This window comes from bacterium 336/3 (assembly GCA_001281695.1).
Classification (GTDB): domain Bacteria; phylum Bacteroidota; class Bacteroidia; order Cytophagales; family Thermonemataceae; genus Raineya.
Genome location: LJIE01000001.1, coordinates 3527440 through 3549641, shown reverse-complemented (window position 1 = coordinate 3549641; position 22202 = coordinate 3527440). Strand labels below are relative to the sequence as shown.

At 33.5% G+C, this 22202-nt stretch carries 10 protein-coding genes and 4 pseudogenes; 3 read left to right on the top strand and 11 right to left on the bottom strand.

Translation table 11 applies throughout. From position 1 onward, the window contains the following. Window positions 1-1505: 1505 nt before the first annotated feature. From AD998_16705 to AD998_16670, 8 genes and pseudogenes are all read right to left on the bottom strand, one after another. Window positions 1506-3122 (bottom strand): annotated as a pseudogene (locus AD998_16705) (hypothetical protein). 128 nt (window positions 3123-3250) lie between these two features. Further along, window positions 3251-4021, bottom strand: a complete 771-nt coding sequence (locus AD998_16700; GenBank protein KOY87554.1) for a regulator — start codon at window positions 4019-4021, stop codon at window positions 3251-3253. A 7-nt stretch (window positions 4022-4028) separates the two neighbouring features. Beyond that, a pseudogene (locus AD998_16695) lies at window positions 4029-4886 on the bottom strand (hypothetical protein). Between the two features lie 282 nt (window positions 4887-5168). Further along, a complete protein-coding gene (locus AD998_16690; GenBank protein ID KOY87553.1) occupies window positions 5169-5804 on the bottom strand; it encodes a hypothetical protein in 636 nt (211 codons plus the stop codon). 39 nt (window positions 5805-5843) lie between these two features. Further along, window positions 5844-6350 carry a hypothetical protein gene (locus tag AD998_16685; GenBank protein ID KOY87552.1) on the bottom strand — a complete coding sequence of 169 codons (507 nt, stop codon included), beginning with the start codon at window positions 6348-6350 and terminating at the stop codon, window positions 5844-5846. 105 nt (window positions 6351-6455) lie between these two features. Further along, window positions 6456-8591 carry a hypothetical protein gene (locus tag AD998_16680; protein ID KOY87551.1) on the bottom strand — a complete coding sequence of 712 codons (2136 nt, stop codon included), beginning with the start codon at window positions 8589-8591 and terminating at the stop codon, window positions 6456-6458. Window positions 8592-8706: 115 nt separating this feature from the next. Continuing rightward, on the bottom strand, window positions 8707-11118 hold the full coding sequence (locus AD998_16675) for a TonB-dependent receptor (GenBank protein ID KOY88260.1): 2412 nt from the start codon (window positions 11116-11118) through the stop codon (window positions 8707-8709). Window positions 11119-11212: 94 nt separating this feature from the next. Then, complete coding sequence (locus AD998_16670; GenBank protein KOY87550.1) at window positions 11213-14968, bottom strand: hypothetical protein; 3756 nt, start codon at window positions 14966-14968, stop codon at window positions 11213-11215. Between the two features lie 257 nt (window positions 14969-15225). On the opposite strand from AD998_16670, the gene AD998_16665 reads away from it, so the two are divergent. Next, window positions 15226-15636 (top strand): hypothetical protein, encoded by a 411-nt coding sequence (locus AD998_16665; protein ID KOY87549.1) that lies wholly within the window; start codon window positions 15226-15228, stop codon window positions 15634-15636. A 29-nt stretch (window positions 15637-15665) separates the two neighbouring features. Then, window positions 15666-16742, top strand: coding sequence for a hypothetical protein (locus AD998_16660; protein KOY87548.1), 1077 nt, complete (start codon window positions 15666-15668; stop codon window positions 16740-16742). Between the two features lie 77 nt (window positions 16743-16819). Here the strand turns inward: AD998_16660 and AD998_16655 are convergent, their stop codons facing one another. Next, the gene (locus tag AD998_16655; GenBank protein ID KOY87547.1) at window positions 16820-17254 is read right to left on the bottom strand and encodes a hypothetical protein; all 435 of its coding nucleotides are present in this window, start codon (window positions 17252-17254) and stop codon (window positions 16820-16822) included. Window positions 17255-18205: 951 nt separating this feature from the next. Between AD998_16655 and AD998_16650 the strand changes: the two are divergent. After that, window positions 18206-18484: pseudogene (locus AD998_16650) on the top strand (hypothetical protein). A 940-nt stretch (window positions 18485-19424) separates the two neighbouring features. Here the strand turns inward: AD998_16650 and AD998_16645 are convergent. Both AD998_16645 and AD998_16640 read right to left on the bottom strand, forming a co-directional pair. After that, a pseudogene (locus AD998_16645) lies at window positions 19425-21002 on the bottom strand (sulfate transporter). 116 nt (window positions 21003-21118) lie between these two features. Continuing rightward, window positions 21119-21907 carry a long-chain fatty acid transporter gene (locus tag AD998_16640; protein KOY87546.1) on the bottom strand — a complete coding sequence of 263 codons (789 nt, stop codon included), beginning with the start codon at window positions 21905-21907 and terminating at the stop codon, window positions 21119-21121. Between the last annotated feature and the right edge of the window lie 295 nt (window positions 21908-22202).

Genomic DNA, 22202 nt, shown 5'->3' with positions numbered 1-22202 from the left:
TTATTTGCATTATCAGTCCAAGTCAGATTTATTTGTGAAGTTGAAACAGCAGTTGCTGTCAAAGTTGTTGGAGTAGCAGGAACATTAGGGAAAGTAGTAGCATTAGCTACATTGCTATAAGCAGAATTTCCACCAGTGTTACTTGCTCTGACTCTATAATGATAAGTAGTATTGGCAGTTAGACCATTATCAGAATAAGAAGTTGTATTAGCAGGCAAGCTACCAGCAATTTCAGTCCAACCATTAACCCCATCAGGAGAGCGTTCTACTTTGTAAGCAGTTTCGTTATTTGCATTGTCAGTCCAAGCCAGATTGATTTGAGAGCTTGAAACGGCTGTTGCAGTTAAAGTTGTTGGAGTACTTGGAGCATTAGGGAAAGTAGTAGCATTAGCTACATTGCTATAAGCAGAATTTCCACCAGCATTACTAGCCCTTACTCTATAATGGTAAGTTGTGTTAGCAGTCAAACCATTATCAGAATAAGTGGTTGTGTTAGCAGGCAAGCTACCAGCAATTTCAGTCCAACCATTAACACCATCAGGAGAGCGTTCTACTTTGTAAGCAGTTTCATTATTTGCATTATCAGTCCAAGCCAAATTGATTTGAGAGCTTGAGATGGCTGTTGCAGTAAGCGTTGTAGGGGTTGTTGGAGGTGCTAAAACACCTGTAATATTTACGTTATCTACATAAATTCTATTACTGAAATTATCTGTTAATCTGAATCTTAAAAGAACAGAGCTATTGCCTATCAAAGAATTAAGATTAAAAGTTTCTAACCTCCATTCATTAGCTGCTGGAGCTGTAAAATCTGCAGTCCTTGATGTTGGTGTAGTGGTAGCCAAGGCAGTTCCAGTTTTTGTCCAAACAGTTGAGTAAGTTTGTCCGCAGTCTGTACTTGCTTGAACTTCTAAGGTAGCATAAACAGTTTGATAACCAGTATGAGCAAGTTGAAAAGAGAAATTAACACTTGCATAGCCTTGTAAATTAACGGCAGGTGCATTCAAAAACAACGCATTTGTTCCAATGTCATTATTAAATAAATCCATTGTAGCAGAGCGTGTACTGGCTTGCCCCACAGTACTACTAACTCCCCAGTTAAATGTTCCACCACTATTAGTTGCAGTCCATCCTACAACAGGGGAGTTTTCAAAACCTTCTGTGAGAGGTAAATTACTAACTGGTCGAACAGTAATGGTTTGAGTTTTAGTATTTGTTGTAGAACCGTTACCTACAGTTAATGAAATCTGATATGTACCACTTTGGTTGAATGTAATAGTATGTGGTCCTTGTGTTGTTGCTGTGCTTGGAGTTGCTCCTCCTACACTTGTACCATCAAAATTCCATGTCCAAGAACTGATATTGGCAGCACTGGGCAGTTTAATTGAAGCGTCAGTGAATGTAATCGTTTGTCCAATACAAACACTTGTTCTTGACATTGTGAAGTCCGCAAAAATAGCATTAAAATTGGTAGTTGCTCCTGTTGCAATAATTGAATAATTTTGAGGATTGCTTCCTTGTAAAGTTCCTTTATGATTGATAGTAATTGTATAGGTTGCTCCAGCAACAGGATTGTTAATAATCACTTTTTCAACATTATCACGAGCATTATCCGCTTGAGTAGCGGCAGCAGTAGGGTTTGCAGGATTTAATACCCAAGGTGAAAAAGTATTAGCACCTTCTGTAACACGCAAATCTAAATCATTTACAAGCATACTTTGGGTACTATTGGCTGTACCATCAGCAAGGGGAGTAGCAGCAGGGTCATTCCAAGCAATGGTTACTTCCAAAGGAGTTGAACTACTGATAGCTGTTACATTGAAACTGTAAGAAGTGCTGTTATTGAGTGTTCTTTCTTCAATAATTGATGAAACTCCTCTGTTTGTAATAGCATTGACAGCCTTTTCAGCATTTACCAGTCCCCACCCAAAAGCATAATCGGGACCAGGGTTTGCACCTGCTTCTTCAGCCGTATGAATCACAAGACCTCTAAGAGTAGCAGCACGCATAAAACTACCACTATTCAAGTTTTTATAATGTTGTTGAATAAGAGTAAGTGTTCCTGTTACGTTAGGGCTTGCCATAGAAGTACCACTCATAGTTTCGTAATTGGTATTGCCAGTACTAGTAGTAGAATATATACTAACACCATTGCCTACTACATCAGGTTTGATACGACCATCATCAGTAGAACCCCAAGAACTAAAGCCAGACATCACTACACTTGCTGGTCCTGTATAGTTACTTACTGCATTAACAGCACCTACAACCAATACATTCTTAGCAGTAGCAGAGCCTGTAACTAAATTATAGCCTGTTGTTCCAAAAACACCACCTGGGTTATATCCTGAGCCTCTATCATTGCCTGCGGCTTTTACCATTAAATAAAAAGGTGCATTTGTTGCTATTTGATCCCATGCTTGAGCTTCTGAATCATAGAAACCAAACATCCATGTTGGTAAAAAAGCAGCATTGTATCCATAAGAATGGTTAGAAAGGAGTAAACCAGAACCTGCTTGGGTAGTCATTTCGGCAGTATCATTGTTCCATTCGTTTGCCCAAAGAGTAGCCTGATGAGCCATACCTTTGGCATTTCCATCAACACCAGATGCTACCATTGTACCTCCTACGTGTGTTGCATGTCGGTTGTTCAAATCTGAAGTTGTAAAAGCTACGCCATCTTGTTGAATAGCTCTTGTACCAAACTCTTGGTGAGTAAGACGTATAGGTCCACCATCCCATTCTCCTACAATCATGCCTTGTCCATTGAGGTTTAACCCCATAGAACCACCTGTCCAAAGTCTGCTGGCTTTGGTAGTATTGGCAGCTCCAAGATTACTTTGTGTTAAATAATAAATAGGTGTACCATCAGGGTTTATTCTTTGCAACTCTGCAATACGACCATCAGGAAATGTTTTGAATATTTGTAAGCCTCTCTTCTGAGCAAACTCAATAGCTTTTTTCTTATCGGTAATACTTTTGTTTCGATAAAATTCTCCAAGTTGCTTTAATGCTTTGGTATTAGAATTTTGAATGATTCTTTGGCGTTCACTTTCATTTTGCCCAAAGGTAATCAAAACAAAATTCAAAAATAATGGAATGAGTAACAGTGTAATTTTTTTCATTAGGTTTTTGATTTGTTTCTCGCAAAAATAAAGATAAAAACCTGATTTTTAAAAAATTTTATTTTGTTTTTTATAGTTTATTTAAAATAATGTTGTGGTGTTGATGTAATAAAAAAGCTAAAAAACAGTTATATTTGTAAGATATTTTTAATATTATCTCCAAATTTGAGTCCTGTTTCAATTTTAGTCTTAATTTTATCGGATAATGTTAAGACATATTTTCCACTAAAATGCTTTTGTAATTCAAGAATCTGATTCTTATTGACAATGGCAGAACGACTTACCCTCATAAAGCTATCAGGAAGTTTTTGTTCTAAATAGGTGATTGTATAATCTAAAATATGCTTTTTACCTTCTTGTGTATAGACAAAGGTATATTTGTCTTCAGCTTCAAAGTAAGTAATGTCTTCCAAACGTAATAAAATAATTTTATCTCCTATTTTTACAGAGATACTATTAATTTCTTTTTGTGGCTTCATCTGTTGTAAGAGTTTCCACAAGTTTTCTGTTTCTTGGGGCATACTACGAGATTGATTCTGAATGATTTTTTCTAATTTTCTAATCGTCAACTCAAGCCTTTCTTTTTCAATAGGTTTGAGTAAGTAATCAATAGAATTTTCTTCAAAAGCTTTGATAGCGTATTGGTCGTAAGCTGTTGCAAAAATAACCAAAGGCATTTTTGTGAGTTTTTGAAGCATTTCAAAACCATTTAAAATAGGCATTTCTATATCTAAAAAAATTAAATCAGGAGATTCTTTTTCAATGAGCAAACGTCCTTCTTCTCCGTTGGAAGCTTCTCCTATGACTTCTATCACATCTGAAAAATCTGTAAGTAAACGTTTTAAACGGCTTAAAGCTAATTTTTCGTCATCTATTAAAACTGTTTTGAAAGATATCATATTAGGATCAAATTTTATGATTACTTTTTCTTAAAAAAAGTGTAATTTTTTTTAAATCACCATTCTCTATTTCCATTCGAGCATCTTTTCCTCCTAAAAGTCTGAGCTTTTCTTGTGTACTCTTCAAACCATAACCTACTTGGAAATTCTCTGGAAAAGGAACACCATTATCAACAATCTCTATCAACAATAAATCATTTTCTTCATGAACTGTAATTTTAATTACTCCTTGAGTAGAAATTTTAGAAATACTATGCTTAATAGCATTTTCTACAATCGGCTGAATAAGAAATTGTGGAATTTGTAAGTTCAGGTGTTGTGGATTTTTTACATCAATATCATAAGAAAGTCTATCTTCAAAACGTACTTGTTCTACTTCCAAATACGTTTTTACCATTTCAAGCTCATCAGATAAAGAGCTGTAATACTGACTCTTTGCATTGGTTGAGTATCTAAAAAATTTTGCTAAAAGTAACACCATTCTTTCTGCTTTGTCAGGATTATCATGAATAAGACTTGCAACAGAATTGAGGGCATTATACAAAAAATGAGGGTTTATTTTAGCTTGCAGAGCTTCCAAGTCAGCTTTTGTTTTTAATTCTTGCAAAACAGCCATTTCATAATCTTGCTTTACCATTTTCTCTGAACGTACACGCTCTTTCTGAGAATAGGCATATAAAAATAGTGTGGCAATAATAATATGAGAACCAAAAACAAGTTCAAAAAAATGAATATGAAATAAGTCTTTGATAAAATTCATGAAATCAAAGGCTTTCTCACTTGAAAAAGAAACATGGTCAATGAAGGATTCAAATAAATAAAGAAGAATAGCTAAAATGATGTAACGCAAATATTTATTATGAATATAATGGTGGTATCGAAGATATACCTTAAGCACAACAAGAGCTGTTCCTGCTTGAATAATATTGCCTAAAAAGATATAATTAAAGGCATTGCTGTTGATACTATCGCCTACAGAACCAAATTTTACACCAAACTCTTGTAAAGAAAAGTAGGAAATGGCTCCTAAAGCGAATTTAATAATGGTTAAAAAAATCCATTCACCCAGAAATGTAAAAACCTTAGTCATGTTTTTAATAGTTTTGAAGCCTTCTCCTTATTTCAGAAGAAGGCTTTGTTTAATCAATTACTGGTTATTTTTACATAAATCCAAATACTTTGTATTTTCATTTTTACCCCATTTGGGTGCAAATGTAGATGCTGGAGTGAAACTTTCAAATAAAGTTTTCGCTTTTTCAAAATAAGGCATAGCTGTTTTTGCTCCACCTCCAAACATTTTGGGTGTATGATACAATCTTGTTCCTTGCATATAATAAATACGTGGATTCTTAGCATTTATTTTGGCAGATTTTTCCACATACTCATCAAAGATAGCTCCTTGTGTTTGCCAACGAGCCTGTCCATCTACAGCCATATTTGCTTGTGCAATGAAAGCTCTCAAGAGATATACTTCATCATTTTTCTCTGAAATACTTTCCCAAATTTTCAAAGCTTTTTCTACATAAATATCTTTTTTATCTATATTTTCTTCCTGATAGCTCATTCTTGCATATACAAACGCTGCATAATAATAAGGATACCACTCTTTAGGAGCATTTTTCCCAATCATTTCAAATTGGTTTGCAATTTTTTGTAAATCAGTAATATTTTGAGCTTTACCCATTTGAGTAAAAGCTTCTTGCATAGCTTTTTCATAAGTACTTTGAGCATGAGCAACAAAAGCAAAACAAGCAAGGACGAAAGAGATTAATAAACGTTTCATGTGAGTAAAATTTTTATAGTGAAATGATTAAAATGAAATTTATTTTTTGTACTGTTTTTCCCAAATGGGCTTAAATTTTAAGAAGAAAAATACGCCTATCATCATTACAAGGGCTGTTCCTATGCTCACAAATTGATAGAAAACAACCATAGGTTTTCCTTCAGGAGTGAGTACATATTTAGGAAGTCTGGAAAATATTTCTGCTACAAATGCACAATACAACCCTACCACACTCCAATACATTGAACGAAAATGTCTAACTAAGTAATCATTTGTTTTTTTCGTTATGACTGGATATAAGCCTGCAAACAGTGTGATGCAACTTAAAATGGCAAACCCATGAAAAATCCCAATTTTGCCATATAATCTATAAATCATAAAAGCAGTTAGATTGACAAGTAACATAGCCAATGCATAGATATATCCCACTTTTTTGTGTACTTGAGTTCCTTTTTTTGCTACAATCACATATAAGCCAGTAACAAGAGCTATGATAGAAGAAGCTAAATGAATAAGTCCTGTTGTGTCTTTTACGATATTTTCCATGGCGTTTAATTTTTATATAAAGAAAATAGCTTTAAGATGATTTAGAAACAACTTCCTGACAAACCACTAAAACTTAAGGATAAAATCAGAAAACAGAAGGATGAATTATTTTTTGGAAAAAGTAATATTCATACCCACAAACACAGACCTAAATTGGTTGGGTTGTATACCAACTCTTTGACTGCCATCTTGAGAGTAGATATAGCCAAAAGTATTTTGTCTATTCAATACATTGTCAAAAGCTGCATATAGAACTGTGAAATTTCTGCGAATATGAGTGAGATATGCAACTGTAATACTTACATTGTGAAAATCAGGGGTTTTATCAATCATAAAGTTTTCATTATTTGGATTGTAATATGTTCTTCCTGAGGCATAATTGTAGGCAGCATTTAAACTTAAACGAGCTTTAGGGACAAAATGCTTATAAACTGCACTAAAGTTATGTTTAGAAGCAAATGTGGGTGTAGCTGAAGTTAAATAATTCATAAAAAGTCTTTTGGTGTCCAAAAATGAATAAGAAATCCAGAAATCTGCATTCTTGATACTTTTTTTATCCCTCAAAAACATATCTATCCCTCTTGCATATCCAAAGCCTGTATTATCTGTAACTCCAGTAGGAAAACGATTGGGAATAGCCTCAAAAATTCCATTAGTTTGCTCACGAACTAAACTCTGATAATCTTTTTGGTATGCTTCAACTCTGAATGTTCTATCATTTTTTTGATATTGGTAATTAAAAATATAGTGGATAGCTTTTTCAAAATCTAAGTTTTTATTGATGAATAAATAATTGTTGTTAGGATTCTGATAAAACATACCAAATGCACCAGATACTTGACTGTTCTCACCTGTTTTGTAGGCAAAAGAGGTTCTTGGGGCAATATTCCAACGCCCAATGACAGAAGAATACTCTCCACGAATACCAATGCGTGTTATCCATCGTTTACTCCAACGAATTTCCGATTCAGCAAAATTAGCCCAATAAGTATCTTTAAATTCATATTTTCCTGTACCCACCAATTCAGAATAGAAAGCACTTCGATGTAATTCTGTACCAGCTACCATGTTAGCTTTTTTGTTGATGTCAAAGGTTGCTAAAAAACGAGTCTGATAACGGCTATCGCCTCTACGAACATTCATATTATCTATGGTAATGATGTCAGCATTTCGACTGTATGAAATACTTCTTTCCATTGTCCATTTATTAAAATTACGTTTTAAGTACAAATTGCTGTATAAATTATTATTGTTCAGAGCAAAAGCATTCCGTACATTAGGATTGAAAGGGTCTAAAGTTTGTACTCCCAATCTTGTATAGTCATAGTTTACATAAGCTTTAAGAATAGATTTACTGGGTAATTTTCTTCTAAACGTAATGGCTGAACTGCCCCCTTGTGGTGGTGTTTGCCAAGTAAAATTAGGTTTATTGAGAGCAAAAAGGAGAGGGGCTGTGTTGGTATAATTCCCTGAAACAGCTAAAGAAGTATTTTCCCATTTCTTTGTTGCTTCTGCACTGATTCCTGCAAGGTTGATACCAGCTTCCACTTGTGTTTTATCAGGAAAGTCTGTGGTGTTTAGTTCAATAATAGAAGACAAAGCTTGTCCATATTTTGCAGAATAACCACCTGTAGAAAAAGATGTTCCTTTGAACAAATCAGGTGAAAAACGACTTCTTTGTGCAACACTAGGTACAGCACTAAAAAATGGATTTTGTAAAATAGCACCATCAAAAACAGCTTTGGCTTCTGATGCTGAACCACCTCTGATAAAAAGACCTTCTTGGTCACCTACACGACTAGCTCCTGGAAGCGTTTGTAATGCTAAGAAAATATCAGCTTGGGAGCCAGCTACGGTTACTATATCTCTGGAATTTAAGACAGTACCTTTTTTTGTATCAGAAACTTCAAAACTACCAGCTGTAATAGCAATGGCTTCAATATCCTCTTTAAGAGGTTCTAAAAGGATAATATCTATCCAAATGCTATCTTGTTTGATGATAATTTTCTTTTCCCATTCTGGATAATCCATAAAACTGACACTCAATACAATGGTGTCTTTTTGGGTGGTTGTAAATTTGAATACACCATTTTCATCGCTGGTTGTTCCTTCAAAAGCCCCTTTTATAAAGACATTGGCTCCTGCTAAAGTATTTTTACTATCAGAAATTTTCCCTGTTATAATGGTTTGTGAAAAAGACACAAAAGGAAATAAAATACAAAAATATAATAGGTATTTCATAAAGAGTGTTTTTTAAATGACACTTCAAAGAAATAGACTATTATACTTTTAAGAAATGCTTTTCGGATAGACTCATAAAACAAGGAGATGAAATCAGAATATAAAGGAGTGAGTTTTAAAAATGAGAACTAAATGAAATGATGAAATTCCTGCCTGCTGCAACAATACCCGAACTATAAGGGCGGTAGCGTTGATCTGTGATATTTTCTAAACCAATATTCAAATTGAAATTGTCAAATTTATACATAGCTTTCAGATTAAGCGTGTACCAACTTGGTGAATAAGGCTTACCATTGCTATCTATGGCATAAATAGCCGTTTTTAATTTTTCTTCGTCATTTAAACTTTTAGCCTCTATTTGTGCATTATACATTGCGTATGCTTGTAATGTCAATCTTTTTTGTTCAAAAGAAAGTCTTGTAACACCAAATGCTGGAGAAGCATGCCTTAAAGGGCTAACAGACCCATTATCCATTTCTTCAAGCCCTTTTTGATAATTATAACTGCTATAAACACTCCAAGAAGGCAAAAATTTAATTAAAATATCAAGATTCACTCCATAGACACTGGCAGAAGCAGCATTTTGAATAGAGTATACCTTGCTCAGAGTTCCATTATATAAAATACTGTCTTGCCCATTTACTTGCGATGAGCGACGAACCATAGCCTTATCCAAATAAGTGTAAAATCCAGCTACATTGATAATTAACTTATCATTCATATTTTTAGAAATATTAATATCTGCATTGTAGGCATACTCTGGCTTGAGTTGTGTATTAGGAACAATCACTTCACCTACTCCAAAATCAAATAATTTACCCATATCATCCACATTAGGAGCTCTGAATCCAGTCGCTAAATTTGTTCCAATCTTCCAAGAAGCATAAGGTTGAAAAACTGTACCTAAGCTAAAAGTAGTAGAAGCATTCTTTGTTTTTACTTTTGTAAAATTGAAATCGTAAAAATTGAGTTGTTGGCTAAAATCAGAATCCAAACTTAAAGCATTATATCTAATGCCTGCCTGTCCCAAAAACCTGTCTGAAAAATTATATTGATAATTAACATAGCCTGCATAACTTGCCCAAAAAGAACGAGGGTATCTATTGGGTACACCAATGGGTTGTTGGTTGCGAATGTCTAAAGCTGATGCATTTGAAAAAACATTATTTTGAACATACTCCAAACCATAAAAAAATTGATGCTGATTCATTTTTTTACGAAAATCAAGATTTGTGGAAACAGCATAAACCTGTTCTTGTTGGGTACGAAGTCTAAAACGCTGTGAACCAGAGAAATTCCTGTCAATTCTACTTTCTTCAAAATACTGATATGCCAAACGGAGTTGTACTTGATCGTAGAGGAGTGTTTGTTTTTCATGTAACACATTCAGTAAGTGCATTCTCCATTTTTGAGGACCGTAATTCCATATAGCCACACGAGGCAATCCGTTACTTAATTCTATTAGACGGTCATAGCGAGCATATTCAGATGTTTGTGAATAATGATAACCATACTCCAATAACCAGTTTTTAGAAGCTTTGAAACGTATTTTTTGAGTTAAATTAGTTTGTGTATAGCCTGTGGGTCTTTGTATAAGAGGGTTGTCATTGACAAAAACACTGTCTCTTCCATTTATCTGTTTTACATAGAAATTTCTCAGATATTCTTTTGGTCCATAAGAACCCATTCTCAAATCTCCAAAATCAAAACGACTTACACTTGTGGCAAAAGCCCATTTCTTCCAGCCTGCCTGCACATCAAAATGAGTTGTCTTTTCTTGATTGGCAGAAGAATAACGAACAAGGGAGTTTGCTTTTATTAAAGGCTGTGAAACTGCAAATTGAGGTGTAAGAGTTGTAAAGTTCATTATACCTCCAATCGCATCACTGCCATAAATTACTGAACCCGTACCCAGCAAAACTTCTGTATTTTCAATAGCAAAAGGGTCTAAAGAAATTACATTTTGGAGGTTGCCAGCTCTAAAAATAGCAGTATTCATACGAACTCCATCTACTGAATATAAAAGACGATTGGTTGCGAAACCTCGAATCATGGGGCTTCCACCACCCAACTGACTTTTCTGAATGAATACTTTATCTGAAATACCCAAAAGGTCTGCTGCTGTTTGTGGATTTTGTAGAGCAATGTGTTTTTGAGAAATTTTAACAATTTGTGAAGGGGTTTCAGCAGAGCCTTGTTGCCATCGAGTTGCTGAAACAACAACTTCTTCTATGTATGGGTTAGCAGGCTTTAAAAAGACCTGAAAATTCAAATCCTTTAATTGCTGATAACTAAAAATGGAAGTTTGATAATTATCAAACATAAAGTAAATTTTTTCAACATCTTTTAAAGCAGAAATATTTACTCTACCTTGATTATCTGTAAAAAGATGAACACTTGAAGTAGGGGATGAAATGCTAACGCCTTCTATGCTCTTGCCTGTAACAAAGTCTTTAACTTGGATTATTTGTCCATAGCTCAAAGAAGTAAACAAAAAAAAGATTGTTAAAAAAGTAAAAACTCTCATCATTAAAAAAAGTAAGAAAACTTAGGATAAGAACACAAAAAACAAAATTTTCGTATTTGTTATCCTAAGTTTTTTATGGAAAAGAAAAGTACTCTTAAATTTTCACAAAGTGTTTAGTTGCTTTTTTATCACCTTGTTGTAAACGAATAGTGTATTTCCCTGCTTTCCAGTTTTGAATATTAAGTTTAATTTCTTGATTTTGACTTTTGGCTTCCAGTTTTTCCAATAATTTACCAACATTGTCATAAATCTCAATTCCAAACACATTTCCTCTCGATTCATCTACCTTGATGATACAAAAATCTTGACTTGGGTTAGGATAAACTTCAATATTCTTTCCAAAAAGATTATCAGAAATTGCAGTTACTCCAACAGTTACACTGATTACATTGGAATTGGGCGTGGTGATAGTGCCATTGGTAGCTCTCACTCTATAAAAATAATCAGTATTGGTTGTCAAACCTGTTACATTCAGACTCAATCCATTCACAACACGATTGTTATAACCAGCTACCATATTTGTAAAATTATTGTCTGTGGCAACATCAACACGATAAGAGAAACCTGAACTATTGATAGGATTCCAATTGGCTCTAAAACTTGTAGTTGTTACATCTGTGGCTGGTGTAGCTACAACAGCAAGTAAATTTGTTGTTTTTAGTTGAATAATATTAGAATTTGGAGATGTTTGTAATCCATTGGTAGCTCTTACTCTATAAAAGTAATCTGTATTAGAATTTAAACCAATTACACTTAGAGTTAATCCATTAGCTGTTGCATTGAAAGAACTAGCAACTACATTTGTAAAGCTATTATCTGTAGCAACATCCAAACGATAAGAAATATTTGTTCCACTTACAGCATTCCAATTGGCTGAAAATCCTCCAACATCTATATTTGTTGCAGCAGTAGCAACGGGAGCTGGTATGGTAGTACTGGTAGCAATGATATTAGAATTTCCAGAGGTTATAGTACCGTTGGTAGCTCTTACACGATAATAATAAATAGTAGCTTGTGAAAGCCCTGTGATATTGAGATTGGTGCTGTTTACAGTTACATTATTATAGCTTGGTAATATGTTTGTAAAGCTATTATCTGTAGCAACATCCAAACGATAAGAAATTCCAGAACCTGTAACAGTTGTCCAATTGGCTGTAAAACTATTGGCTGTGATACTTGTTGCTGGGAGAGCTTGTGGAGCAGGCATATCTTGAAAAACATCTGAAGTATAAAGTCCACGAGCATGTGTGGCTACAGCTACTAATTTATCTGCTGTTCTGTATTTGAGCATATCACAACGAACATTGGCTAAACTTTGATTACTAGGCTGCCAGTCTGGGTTGGTTGCTGTAATGTCATTAGTGCTCCAAACACCCAACTCTGTTGCTAAAAGAACTTGTTGAGGGTTATTGGGATTGATCAGTATCCAACGTACAGGCATATCAGGTAAACCATAACCAGTTTCATCTTTACTTATCCAACTTGTTCCTCCGTTATTAGTGTACCAAACAGATTTAACTCCATAGTTGGAGTAAGTAACAACAATATTATTATCATTTGCTCCAGAAACATCTATACTCGATACTGTTCCAACAGAAGTAATTCCTGAACCTATATTGGTTACAGTTGGTGAAGCAGTATTTGCATTTTCAACCATATAAACTCCACCATTGAACGTACCTAAAAATATCCTGTTTGCAGTACTTGTACGAGCTTTGATAGCTGAAACTGAGCCTCCAATGCTGGCAGTTACAATTTGCTGAGAAGAACCATTGATAAGATCATAGTAACAATATTGATTTGTAGCACTAGAAGAATATAAAATAGAAGTACTAGCATCTCTATCATCCAAATCAGCAGGATTAATAAACTGTCCTGTATTATTACTGGTTAGGGTATTAAAACTTGTACCTCCATTGGTAGAACGGTAGTAATTGTTATAAACATAACTCGTAATTTGTCTATTGCTGTTATTTTGGTCTATAAAACAAAATGCTCCATCACCACCAGTTACTTCTGTAGTAGCATTAATACCTGCTTGTGAATAACGCTGTGAACCATTGTCTTGAGCTCCTGCTAAAAAATTATTAGACCCTGCTTCATTACGTATAGCACAGGCATAAAATTGAGTAATATTATATCCTAAATTACGGTCACTGAAACTTGGAGCACTTGTTCCATTATCTCCTGCATTGTTAGAATAAGAAACACCACCATCAGAAGCGATTAATAGTTCGTTTGTAAAATTAGGTCTGAAAACAATATTATGAATATCAGCATGCACATAAGGTTTGCATGCTCCTGTCCAATAAGAAATAGGGGTCCAAGTTGTACCACCATCAATAGTTCTATGTACATCTACACCACCCACCAATACCAAATTTGGATTTGTGGGATGTATTGAAATAGACAAATCGTACCAAGCCTGATTCCTTGTAAAATGGGCTGTACTTACTGTACAACTTTGACTTAAATATAGGGGGATTGTAATATCAGTCCAGCTGGCTCCACCATTGGTCGATTTTCTAAACCAAGCTACATCATTGTCGCTTCCTGAAGTGGCTCTTGCTACTGCATAAAGTACGGTCGTATTGGTTGCACTACTTGTAGAAGGGGCAACGGCTAATTCTATACGGTGGCAATTGGTGCTAGGAGTGATATCAGTCCAACTATCTCCACTATCTGAAGAACGAAAAATTCTTCCTTGTGAAAATATTCCAAAACTTGCATAAATATCTCCATTGCTTGCGATGTCTAAATCGGCAGCATTGTTGGAAAAAGAGGCTATATTTGCACCAATATTAGAACCAGGAGCAAGTACTCTTGTCCAATTTGTTCCTCCATCAATAGAACGTAAAATACCACCATTACTTGATGAAACACCTCTTGTAGCTACAAAAATAATACCAGAAGGACTTACAGCAAGTTCCTGAACATAAGCAAAATTATTATCAGTACTAGTGCTAAGTAATTGTGTCCAACTTGTTCCTCCATTAGTTGTTTTCCAAATACCTCCACCACGTACAGCATCTGCATTGAAAAAACCTTCACCTGTTCCTACATAAAATATTTGGGGATTGCTTGGGTCGGAGGCAATAGCTGTTACAGCCATATTTGCCCAAAAATCATCCACTTTTTGCCATTCAGATGTATTGGAGGTGATATCATTGTTGTACCAAAGTCCACCAGCAACACCACCAGCCCATATTTTTCTTTTGGTTACATCATTAGGATCAAACATGATAGCTCTTGTACGCCCACCTACATTATTGGGACCTCTTTCTGACCAGTTTACATTTGGAATACTTGCTTCTGTTTGGAAGCGACGCATTGTTTCTTGATAAGCAACTGATAATCTTTCTCTTGGAACATACTGTAAAGCTGGATCCATAGTTCGCATATTATCATATTCTAAAGCCAAATCAGGTCTGTCAGTTTTATTATATTTATCATTAGATTTTCCTTGAATGATTTCCGAATGATTTGGAATATTTTTAACTCTCTTAGAACGAATAATTTTAGCAATATCTTCCTCAGAATGTTTAAAATATCTATGATTGTTTAATACTTTCTGATAAGCTATTCTTGCCAAATCTGCAAAATTTGATTGGGCAATCATGTGAAAGTTTGACTGAGCATCAAGATATTTCTCTTGAGTCGTCAATTCTTTGGGTAGAGTCTCTTGTGGCTTCTTGGTTTCCACAAGTTTTTTTTGTATATTGTTTGATATATTATCAGTAGAAACATTTTGTTTTTTCTGATTTGTAAAAATCACAGTTAATGTGAGTCCAAACAATACTAAAAATGATACGAAGCCTATTTTTTGGATAGTAGGGGATGTTTTCTTCATATAGTTTATAAGTGATTTTAATTAAAAAATAAATGCAATATATATATCTTTCTATGGATAATAAAGTTATTGAAACAACTTTTTATCTTAAGACTGAATAAGTTAAGTGTGCAAAGCTAAAATAGTTACACCATAAAATTCATTAATAAAAACTTAAAGTTTATTTAAGACTTGTTTAAGATTTTTTAATTTTATTATTATTGTGAAAATTAGATGAATAAACCATGAAAAAAATCATATTAGCTTTCTGTTCTATGATGTTAATTCAGACAATATTAGCACAGACTTCTCAAGAGCCTCAAATCTATGCAACTAAAAAAGTAAAAAGAGGTAAAGTATTAAAATATGAACTTGTAAATAACTCAAAAAGAAGCATATATCTTTTTGACCCAATGCAAATAAAAATAGAAAAAAATAAAAATGGAACTTGGATGAATCTAGAAACTCCCTATTGCCCTTGTGGGAGAGCATGTCCAGCACCACCAGACATAAAAGAAGTGATTCCCAATGAAAAAGTAACTTTTACATGGAATTTAGAAGAATCTTTATGTGAAAATAATGAAGAAAAAAAACGTAGAGTAAAAAAAGGATTATATAGAGTAGTATTTTATTATGGTGAAAATCAGCAGGAAAGAAAAAAAATAATGCGTATCTTTAAAGTTGGTTAACATAGTTCCAACAGGAAAATACTGAATAAATGAAAAAAAATATAGTATTTCTATCCTCTATCATCCTCACATTATTCGTTTTCAACACTGTATTTGGACAGATTAAAACAGAAAGTTTTGAGTTCGTTCATAAAGGTAAGAAACTTAGTGGGCTTCTGGACTTACCAACTGGGCAAAAACCCACTTCAATAGTTTTAATTATTCAAGGTTACGGAAAAAGTAATATTGTGGAAGGAAATTGGTATTACGATTTACGCTCAAATTTTGTAAAACTTGGAATTGCCTGTGTCATTTGGGATAAACCTGGTTGTGGAAAAAGTGAAGGTAACTTTGAGCCAAATCAATCTGTACAAAGTAGTGCTGATGAGGTTATTTCTGCAATTAAAGAAATAGAAAGTAAAAATATTGCAGGATATAACAATATTGGACTTTGGGGAATTAGTCGTGCAGGATGGATTTGCCCTTTGGTAATTCAACAGTATCCAAAAATTTCTTATTGGATTTCTGTGAGTGGAACAGATGATAAGGAAAATTTTGGCTATTTGTTTGAGACAAATCTTAGAATTGAAGGTAGAAGTGAAACTGAAATAAAACTATTACTTTCAGAATGGCAACAAGGTAATGATATATTTAGAGAAGGAGGAACATTTGCTGAATATCAAAAAGCAACACAAAATTTGAGGAAAGACTCTTTTTGGATTTTTTTAAATAGTTCTTCAGAAACTGAAGAATCTTACCTTTCTAAACAAAAACAATTTATAAGTGAAGGTCATAAGTTTGACAAAAGAACAGGACTTATGATATATGTGCCAAATTTTCGTAGAACGCTTATGAAAATTCAATGTCCTGTGCTAGCAATTTTTGGAGAAAAGGACGCTAATGTAAATTGGAAGAAAACAATTGCACTTTACAAAGATGCAATAGGGAGGAAATCAAAGAATTTATTAACAATAAAGACTTTCCCTGACTGTAATCATAATCTTCAAAGATGCAAAACAGGTGGATTGAAAGAAACAATTGAAAACAGCAACAAATATCAGCCACCATGTGACGGATATTTTGACACAATGTCTGAGTGGTTGAAAGAAAAAGTACTTTCAAAATAAAAAACGGCTACCAATATCTTATTAGCAATAGCGGGGCTGATAGTTGCCAATACGTAAATTATTAGATAAATGGTTCTTTAACCAAATACCTTTTGATAAATAGGTCTTCTGTAAGCAAACTGAAAATATAAAATTGGGTAAAACAAAATATCAAAAGGTCTGAAAGGTGTTTCAAACTCTATATCATCTACAATATTTGTTTTATCACCATCTTTCATAATTCTGTGGATATGTTTCCATTTTTTTAGAAAAAAAGGAAGTTTAACACCTTCATCTATAAAATAGATTTCTTCTTTTGTTTCAGATTTTTCTGTAATAACACTTTCCCATTCTTGTTTAAAAAGGAAAAAGTCTAATTCTACAATTACCTTATCTTGTTTTTCAGAACCATCAAATCGTAATAACTTGACTTTTGGAAATGGAGGAGATAATTTTATAAATAATTCTTTGGTAAAAAATCTGAAAACGTCTTTGTAAGGTTTGGTTACGTTGGTTGTTATGGAGAGTTTCATAGCAATTGGAGATGGTTTATAAGAGGTCTTTATGATTAACTTTTTCGATGAATGAATGTTTTAACACGATGAACAGATTTATTAAAAACTAAATATAACGTAATTTTGTGTAAAATTAAAAAAAATATGAGATGGATTGTTTTGATAATCTGTTTTTTACATGATTTTATAGCTTTAAGTCAATGTTCACCAGCTCCACCAACTGATCCACTCACTTGTGGAAGTAGTGGCACAGCATTTGGAAATAATGCCAATATCAATAGTGGAAACCTATTTTTTCATTGTAGTACATCAGGTAGCTTTGGTGGTTTAAACTTGAATGGTGGAAATCTAATAATTTGTGGGAATGTAACTATTACAAGTGCAAATCTGAATAGTGGAACAATTATCATTACAAGGTCAGCAACTTTAACATTCAGTAGCAATGTTACTTTAAATAATGGTGTAACGCTTGTAAATTACGGAACACTAAACATCAATGGCAATTTAGAGTTTCAAAATAATGAGAATTATTTTTACAATGCAGCTACTGATGCTCAAGCAACTATCAGTGGAACAGTTATTTTTGCCCAAAATGATAATCAAACAGGGTATTTTTTTAATAGAGGGTATTTAACTTCAGGGGCTTTTCAGATACGAAATGGTGTAAGGACTTTTTGCATTGAAAATGGCTCTACTATTAGGACGACTAATTTTGTATTGGATAATATGAGTGAAAACAATCCTATTACTTATGGTAGTGGCTCTACAGGAACAGCAAGAATCAGATATACTAATAATTTCACTATCAACAATAACATTCCTCTGACAAGTTCAAGCAATATCAATATTTGTAGAGCCTCAAGTGCCAGTACAATTGGAGGAAGTGGAAATAGAGGCTCTGCCACTCTAACAAATGGTTGTGGAGACATCTCAGCACCAACAGCTCAACCCAGTTCTGTGGGGTGTACGCCATTGCCTGTTCAACTCATAGACTTTAAAATTGAAAAAAGAGATAAAGATGAAGTCTTATTAATTTGGAGTACAGCTCAAGAAATAAACTTTGAGCATTTTATTATAGAAAAATCAACAGATGTACGAAATTTTAAACCAATAACTATTATAAAAGGAAAAGGTAATGGAAATATATTACAGGTATATAGCTTTATAGATAAAGAAGTCAATACAGCATATTATCGTCTGAAAAAAGTGGATAAAAATGGAGATTTTGAATATTCTAAAACAATTAGCAATGTTATAAAAAATAATCAAGAATCTTTAGAAATTCACATCAACCCTAATCCTGCAAACTCTAAAATAGAGTTTAGAGTTAATAAAATAGATACATGGAAAGTAGAATTATGTTCTATTTTGGGGGATGTACTCAATAGTTATGTTTTAGAAAATCAGGATTCTATAACAATAGATGTAAGTAAACTGGAAAAAGGGACTTATTTGATAAAATGTTCTAATGGTAAAGAGTTTTTAATCAAAAAGCTGATTATTCAATAAAAAGAGCAAGATTTTATTCCTGCTCTTTCTTTATCTCTTTGGGTATAGAAGTATTCTGATTTTTGGAAATAATATGAAGCAACTCTTTTCCAAAGCTAAATAACAGAGATACTTCACTTACACTCATGATAGACTGCTTTTCTGTGTAGATGAGTAAATCTTGGTGTTTAGACTCTATAATATAGTTGTCATTTTCTTCTAAAAACTGAATAAGTTCTGGGTTAAATAGTTCTCTTATTTTGTTCTCTTCGTTGCCTTTGAGTAAATACTTGGAAGAAAACTTAGGATAATCTCCAAAATCTATATCATCAATGCCAATATACTGCTTGAATCTATCTAATTGGTCTTCTTTACGCAATTCAAATTCAGGAATAGGCTGAGAGATGTTATTTACCAATAGAGTAGTCGTAGAATATCGTTTGGAGGTAGGTTGTGCACCTTCTACCAAATTAATTTCTGCAATAATCAGTTTAGTCGATTCTTTTGTTTCTTGGTAGATAATCCGATTACTACGATATACCAAACGTTTTCCAAACAAGAAACCATCATATTTATAAAGGTCAAAAGCATTATCAGGCTTAAATGTTGCTTTAATGTGGTCAGCATATTCTTTCAAACTCTTTTGACGTTCATTGAGGATTTTCTCTAAAACAACATGGTTAGGGAAGATTTTGTGGGTAGCAAGTGGATGAGCAGAAAAAGCGACATGAGAAAATAAACCTTCAATATCCACATTTCCGCCTTTTGCACTATAATTACGTTCAAACTGACGTATTTTTTCCATGGAAGAATGGTCTATAAACTCAGCTTTCTGAAAATCTAACTCTACATTCTTGCCTACAGGAAGACTATTTAATAGTTTTTTGAGTTTGAGTACATTGGTAAATAACACTTCTGAAAGAACTTCAATACGAGTTTTATCACCATGTTCAGAGATATTATATTTTAAAACAAATACATTTTTCCAATGTACACCCAAAAGCAACTGTAATGCACTTTTAAATAGTAATCCAGCAAATACACCTGCTAAGAGGTTGGTTAATAAAGTGGTTAGCATGGTTACCACAAAAATAAGGAGTTGTTCCCAACCTGTTTCATAGACATGCCTAAACTCTTTGGGCGAGGTAAGCCTGAAACCTGTATAAACCAGAATGGCAGCAAGAGCTGCAATAGGAATATGATGAACCAAATTGCTGGCAAACGCAACAAATAAAAGTAAAAATAATCCATGAAAAAAGTTCGACCAACGAGTTTTCGCTCCAGCATTTACATTGGCAGAACTACGAACTACTTCCGAAATCATGGGTAATGCTCCAATAAAACCACAAACCATATTGCCTAAGCCAACAGCCCAAAGGTCTTTATTTGCATTCGATTCTCTTTTATAAGGGTCTAAAAAATCTACGGCTTTTACGGTAAGCAAAGATTCTATGCTGACAATGAGGGCAAACATAATGATGTACTTGATACTTGCAAAACTCGTAATAGCACTAAAATCAGGAAATCTAATAGCTGAAAGCAAGTTGGTAGGCAAATCTACTAAATCTTTGCTGGGGTCTATGAAGTAAGTCCCTCCCATAAAAGTATATTGGTGAGCTGTGTCTAATTCAAAATAAAAACTTAATGGAAATGCAATTAAAACTAACAATAAAAGAGAAGCAGGGACTTTTCTAATAGCTTTGTTCTTTATAAAGGGAAGTATTATAAGAATGATAAGTGATAAGATACCAATGGTAGTAGTTTGTGGGTTTAATCTTTGAATGCTTTCTGGAATTTCTTTCAGAAGTTTAATAGGTGTTTTGGAGTGTGGAGCTACTCCAAATACATAATGTATTTGTTTGGATAGAATCATAAAGCCAATGGCTGCCATCATGCCATGTACCACAGAAGGTGGAAAAAAGTCTGCAAAACGACCTAATCTTAGAAAACCAAATAAAGCTTGCAATGCTCCAGAAACAACCACAACAGCCAGCGTTTTTTCATAACCCAATTCCATTACAGAGGCTAAAGCAATGGAAATCAGTCCTGCCGCAGGACCTTTGATTGTGATCTTGCTACCACTCACAAGAGAAACAACAATTCCCCCTACAATGGCTGTGAAAACACCTGCCACAGCAGGAAAGCTACTTGCTTGAGAAATTCCTAAACTTAAAGGAAGGGCTATCAAGAATACTAAGAAACCTGCATTCAAATCAGCTAAGAAGTTTTCTTGCAAGCCTTTTAGGCCATCAGCAGGAATTTTATGGATTTTTTTCATAAAAATTTAGGTGTCTCATCAATATCAAAAATAATTTTTTTTTTGATTAACCGAAATTTTATGAATAAAAAAAAGCTATCTAAAATATTAAATAGCTTTTTCTACTAAAATAACTACTAATTTGACTTGCTGAAATCAAAATTAAATAAAGTATTTAAAATAATACCACTGTTATATTGTACAACATTATTTGTGTTATTATTTATTTTTCTGCCTAACATTACTATTTGGTTAAAATAACCACCTTCTAATTTGATTTTTTTGTTGAACTGATAGCCCAGTAAAATCCCTAAACGATTTTGGTCAAAAATATTTGCATTTACATTTTTACCAAAACCTATAAAAATCTCATCATAAATAGCTGCATAAGGCGTTTTATCTCCAATAGTTTTTCCCTTTAAAGGAACTTGTGTACGAAACATATATCGTATTCTGTTAGAATATACAAAACTATCTTCTTTATTTAGAGAAGCATCTGAATATTTGCCTACCCATCGTTGTTCTAGCATAAATCTGTGAGAAAATCCAACAATTCCTATTTTATCAGTTAGTGTTAGCATTTGGTAAGTTCTATGCTCTGTAAAGTCTTTTCCAAAAGAATTGATGGGAGTAGTGCTATATGGGAAAGTTTCTATCCAAGCATAACCCAAACGTATTTGTACTTTGGGGTCTAACTGATAATTAACACCCATACGTAGGAGACTTTGTTGCCATGCAGTAATAAGTTCTGCTCTTCGCCATTGGTATTCAGTGTGTATTCCCCAATGTTTACTAAGTTTAAATGTCCCAAAATAGTTATACCAACCAATTGTATTTTTTTCATTGATGCGTGTATTTTGAGAAAAACCAATTTTAGGAGAAAAGAGATATATTAAAACGATTATTTTAAAAAAATGATTGTTCATAATTCTATTATTAAAATATGATATTTATTTTAGGATAAGAGTATTGTAAAGAAATACATGGAAAATTATAAATAACGTAAGACTAGTTATTGTCCTACGTTATTTGCTTTATGCTTTTATCAAGTATTCTTTCTTAATAATTTCAACCAAACCAATAGCCATTTCTAACAAATCCTGAATTTCGTTTTTACTCAAAAGTTGTTCATTTTTAAATATTAATAAACGACTATCACGAGAGCGAATTTTGAAATCTTTATTAATATACAACTCCAAAAAACGAATAATTTCAGGAGTA

Bases quoted from the DNA above. Each gene is read 5' to 3' on its own strand.
- AD998_16685 (KOY87552.1), bottom strand. From the start codon at position 6,350: ATGGAAAATATCGTAAAAGACACAACAGGACTTATTCATTTAGCTTCT.
- AD998_16700 (KOY87554.1), bottom strand. From the start codon at position 4,021: ATGATATCTTTCAAAACAGTTTTAATAGATGACGAAAAATTAGCTTTA.
- AD998_16660 (KOY87548.1), top strand. From the start codon at position 15,666: ATGAAAAAAAATATAGTATTTCTATCCTCTATCATCCTCACATTATTC.
- AD998_16665 (KOY87549.1), top strand. From the start codon at position 15,226: ATGTTAATTCAGACAATATTAGCACAGACTTCTCAAGAGCCTCAAATC.
- AD998_16655 (KOY87547.1), bottom strand. From the start codon at position 17,254: ATGAAACTCTCCATAACAACCAACGTAACCAAACCTTACAAAGACGTT.
- AD998_16640 (KOY87546.1), bottom strand. From the start codon at position 21,907: ATGAACAATCATTTTTTTAAAATAATCGTTTTAATATATCTCTTTTCT.
- AD998_16670 (KOY87550.1), bottom strand. From the start codon at position 14,968: ATGAAGAAAACATCCCCTACTATCCAAAAAATAGGCTTCGTATCATTT.
- AD998_16680 (KOY87551.1), bottom strand. From the start codon at position 8,591: ATGAAATACCTATTATATTTTTGTATTTTATTTCCTTTTGTGTCTTTT.
- AD998_16690 (KOY87553.1), bottom strand. From the start codon at position 5,804: ATGAAACGTTTATTAATCTCTTTCGTCCTTGCTTGTTTTGCTTTTGTT.
- AD998_16675 (KOY88260.1), bottom strand. From the start codon at position 11,118: ATGAGAGTTTTTACTTTTTTAACAATCTTTTTTTTGTTTACTTCTTTG.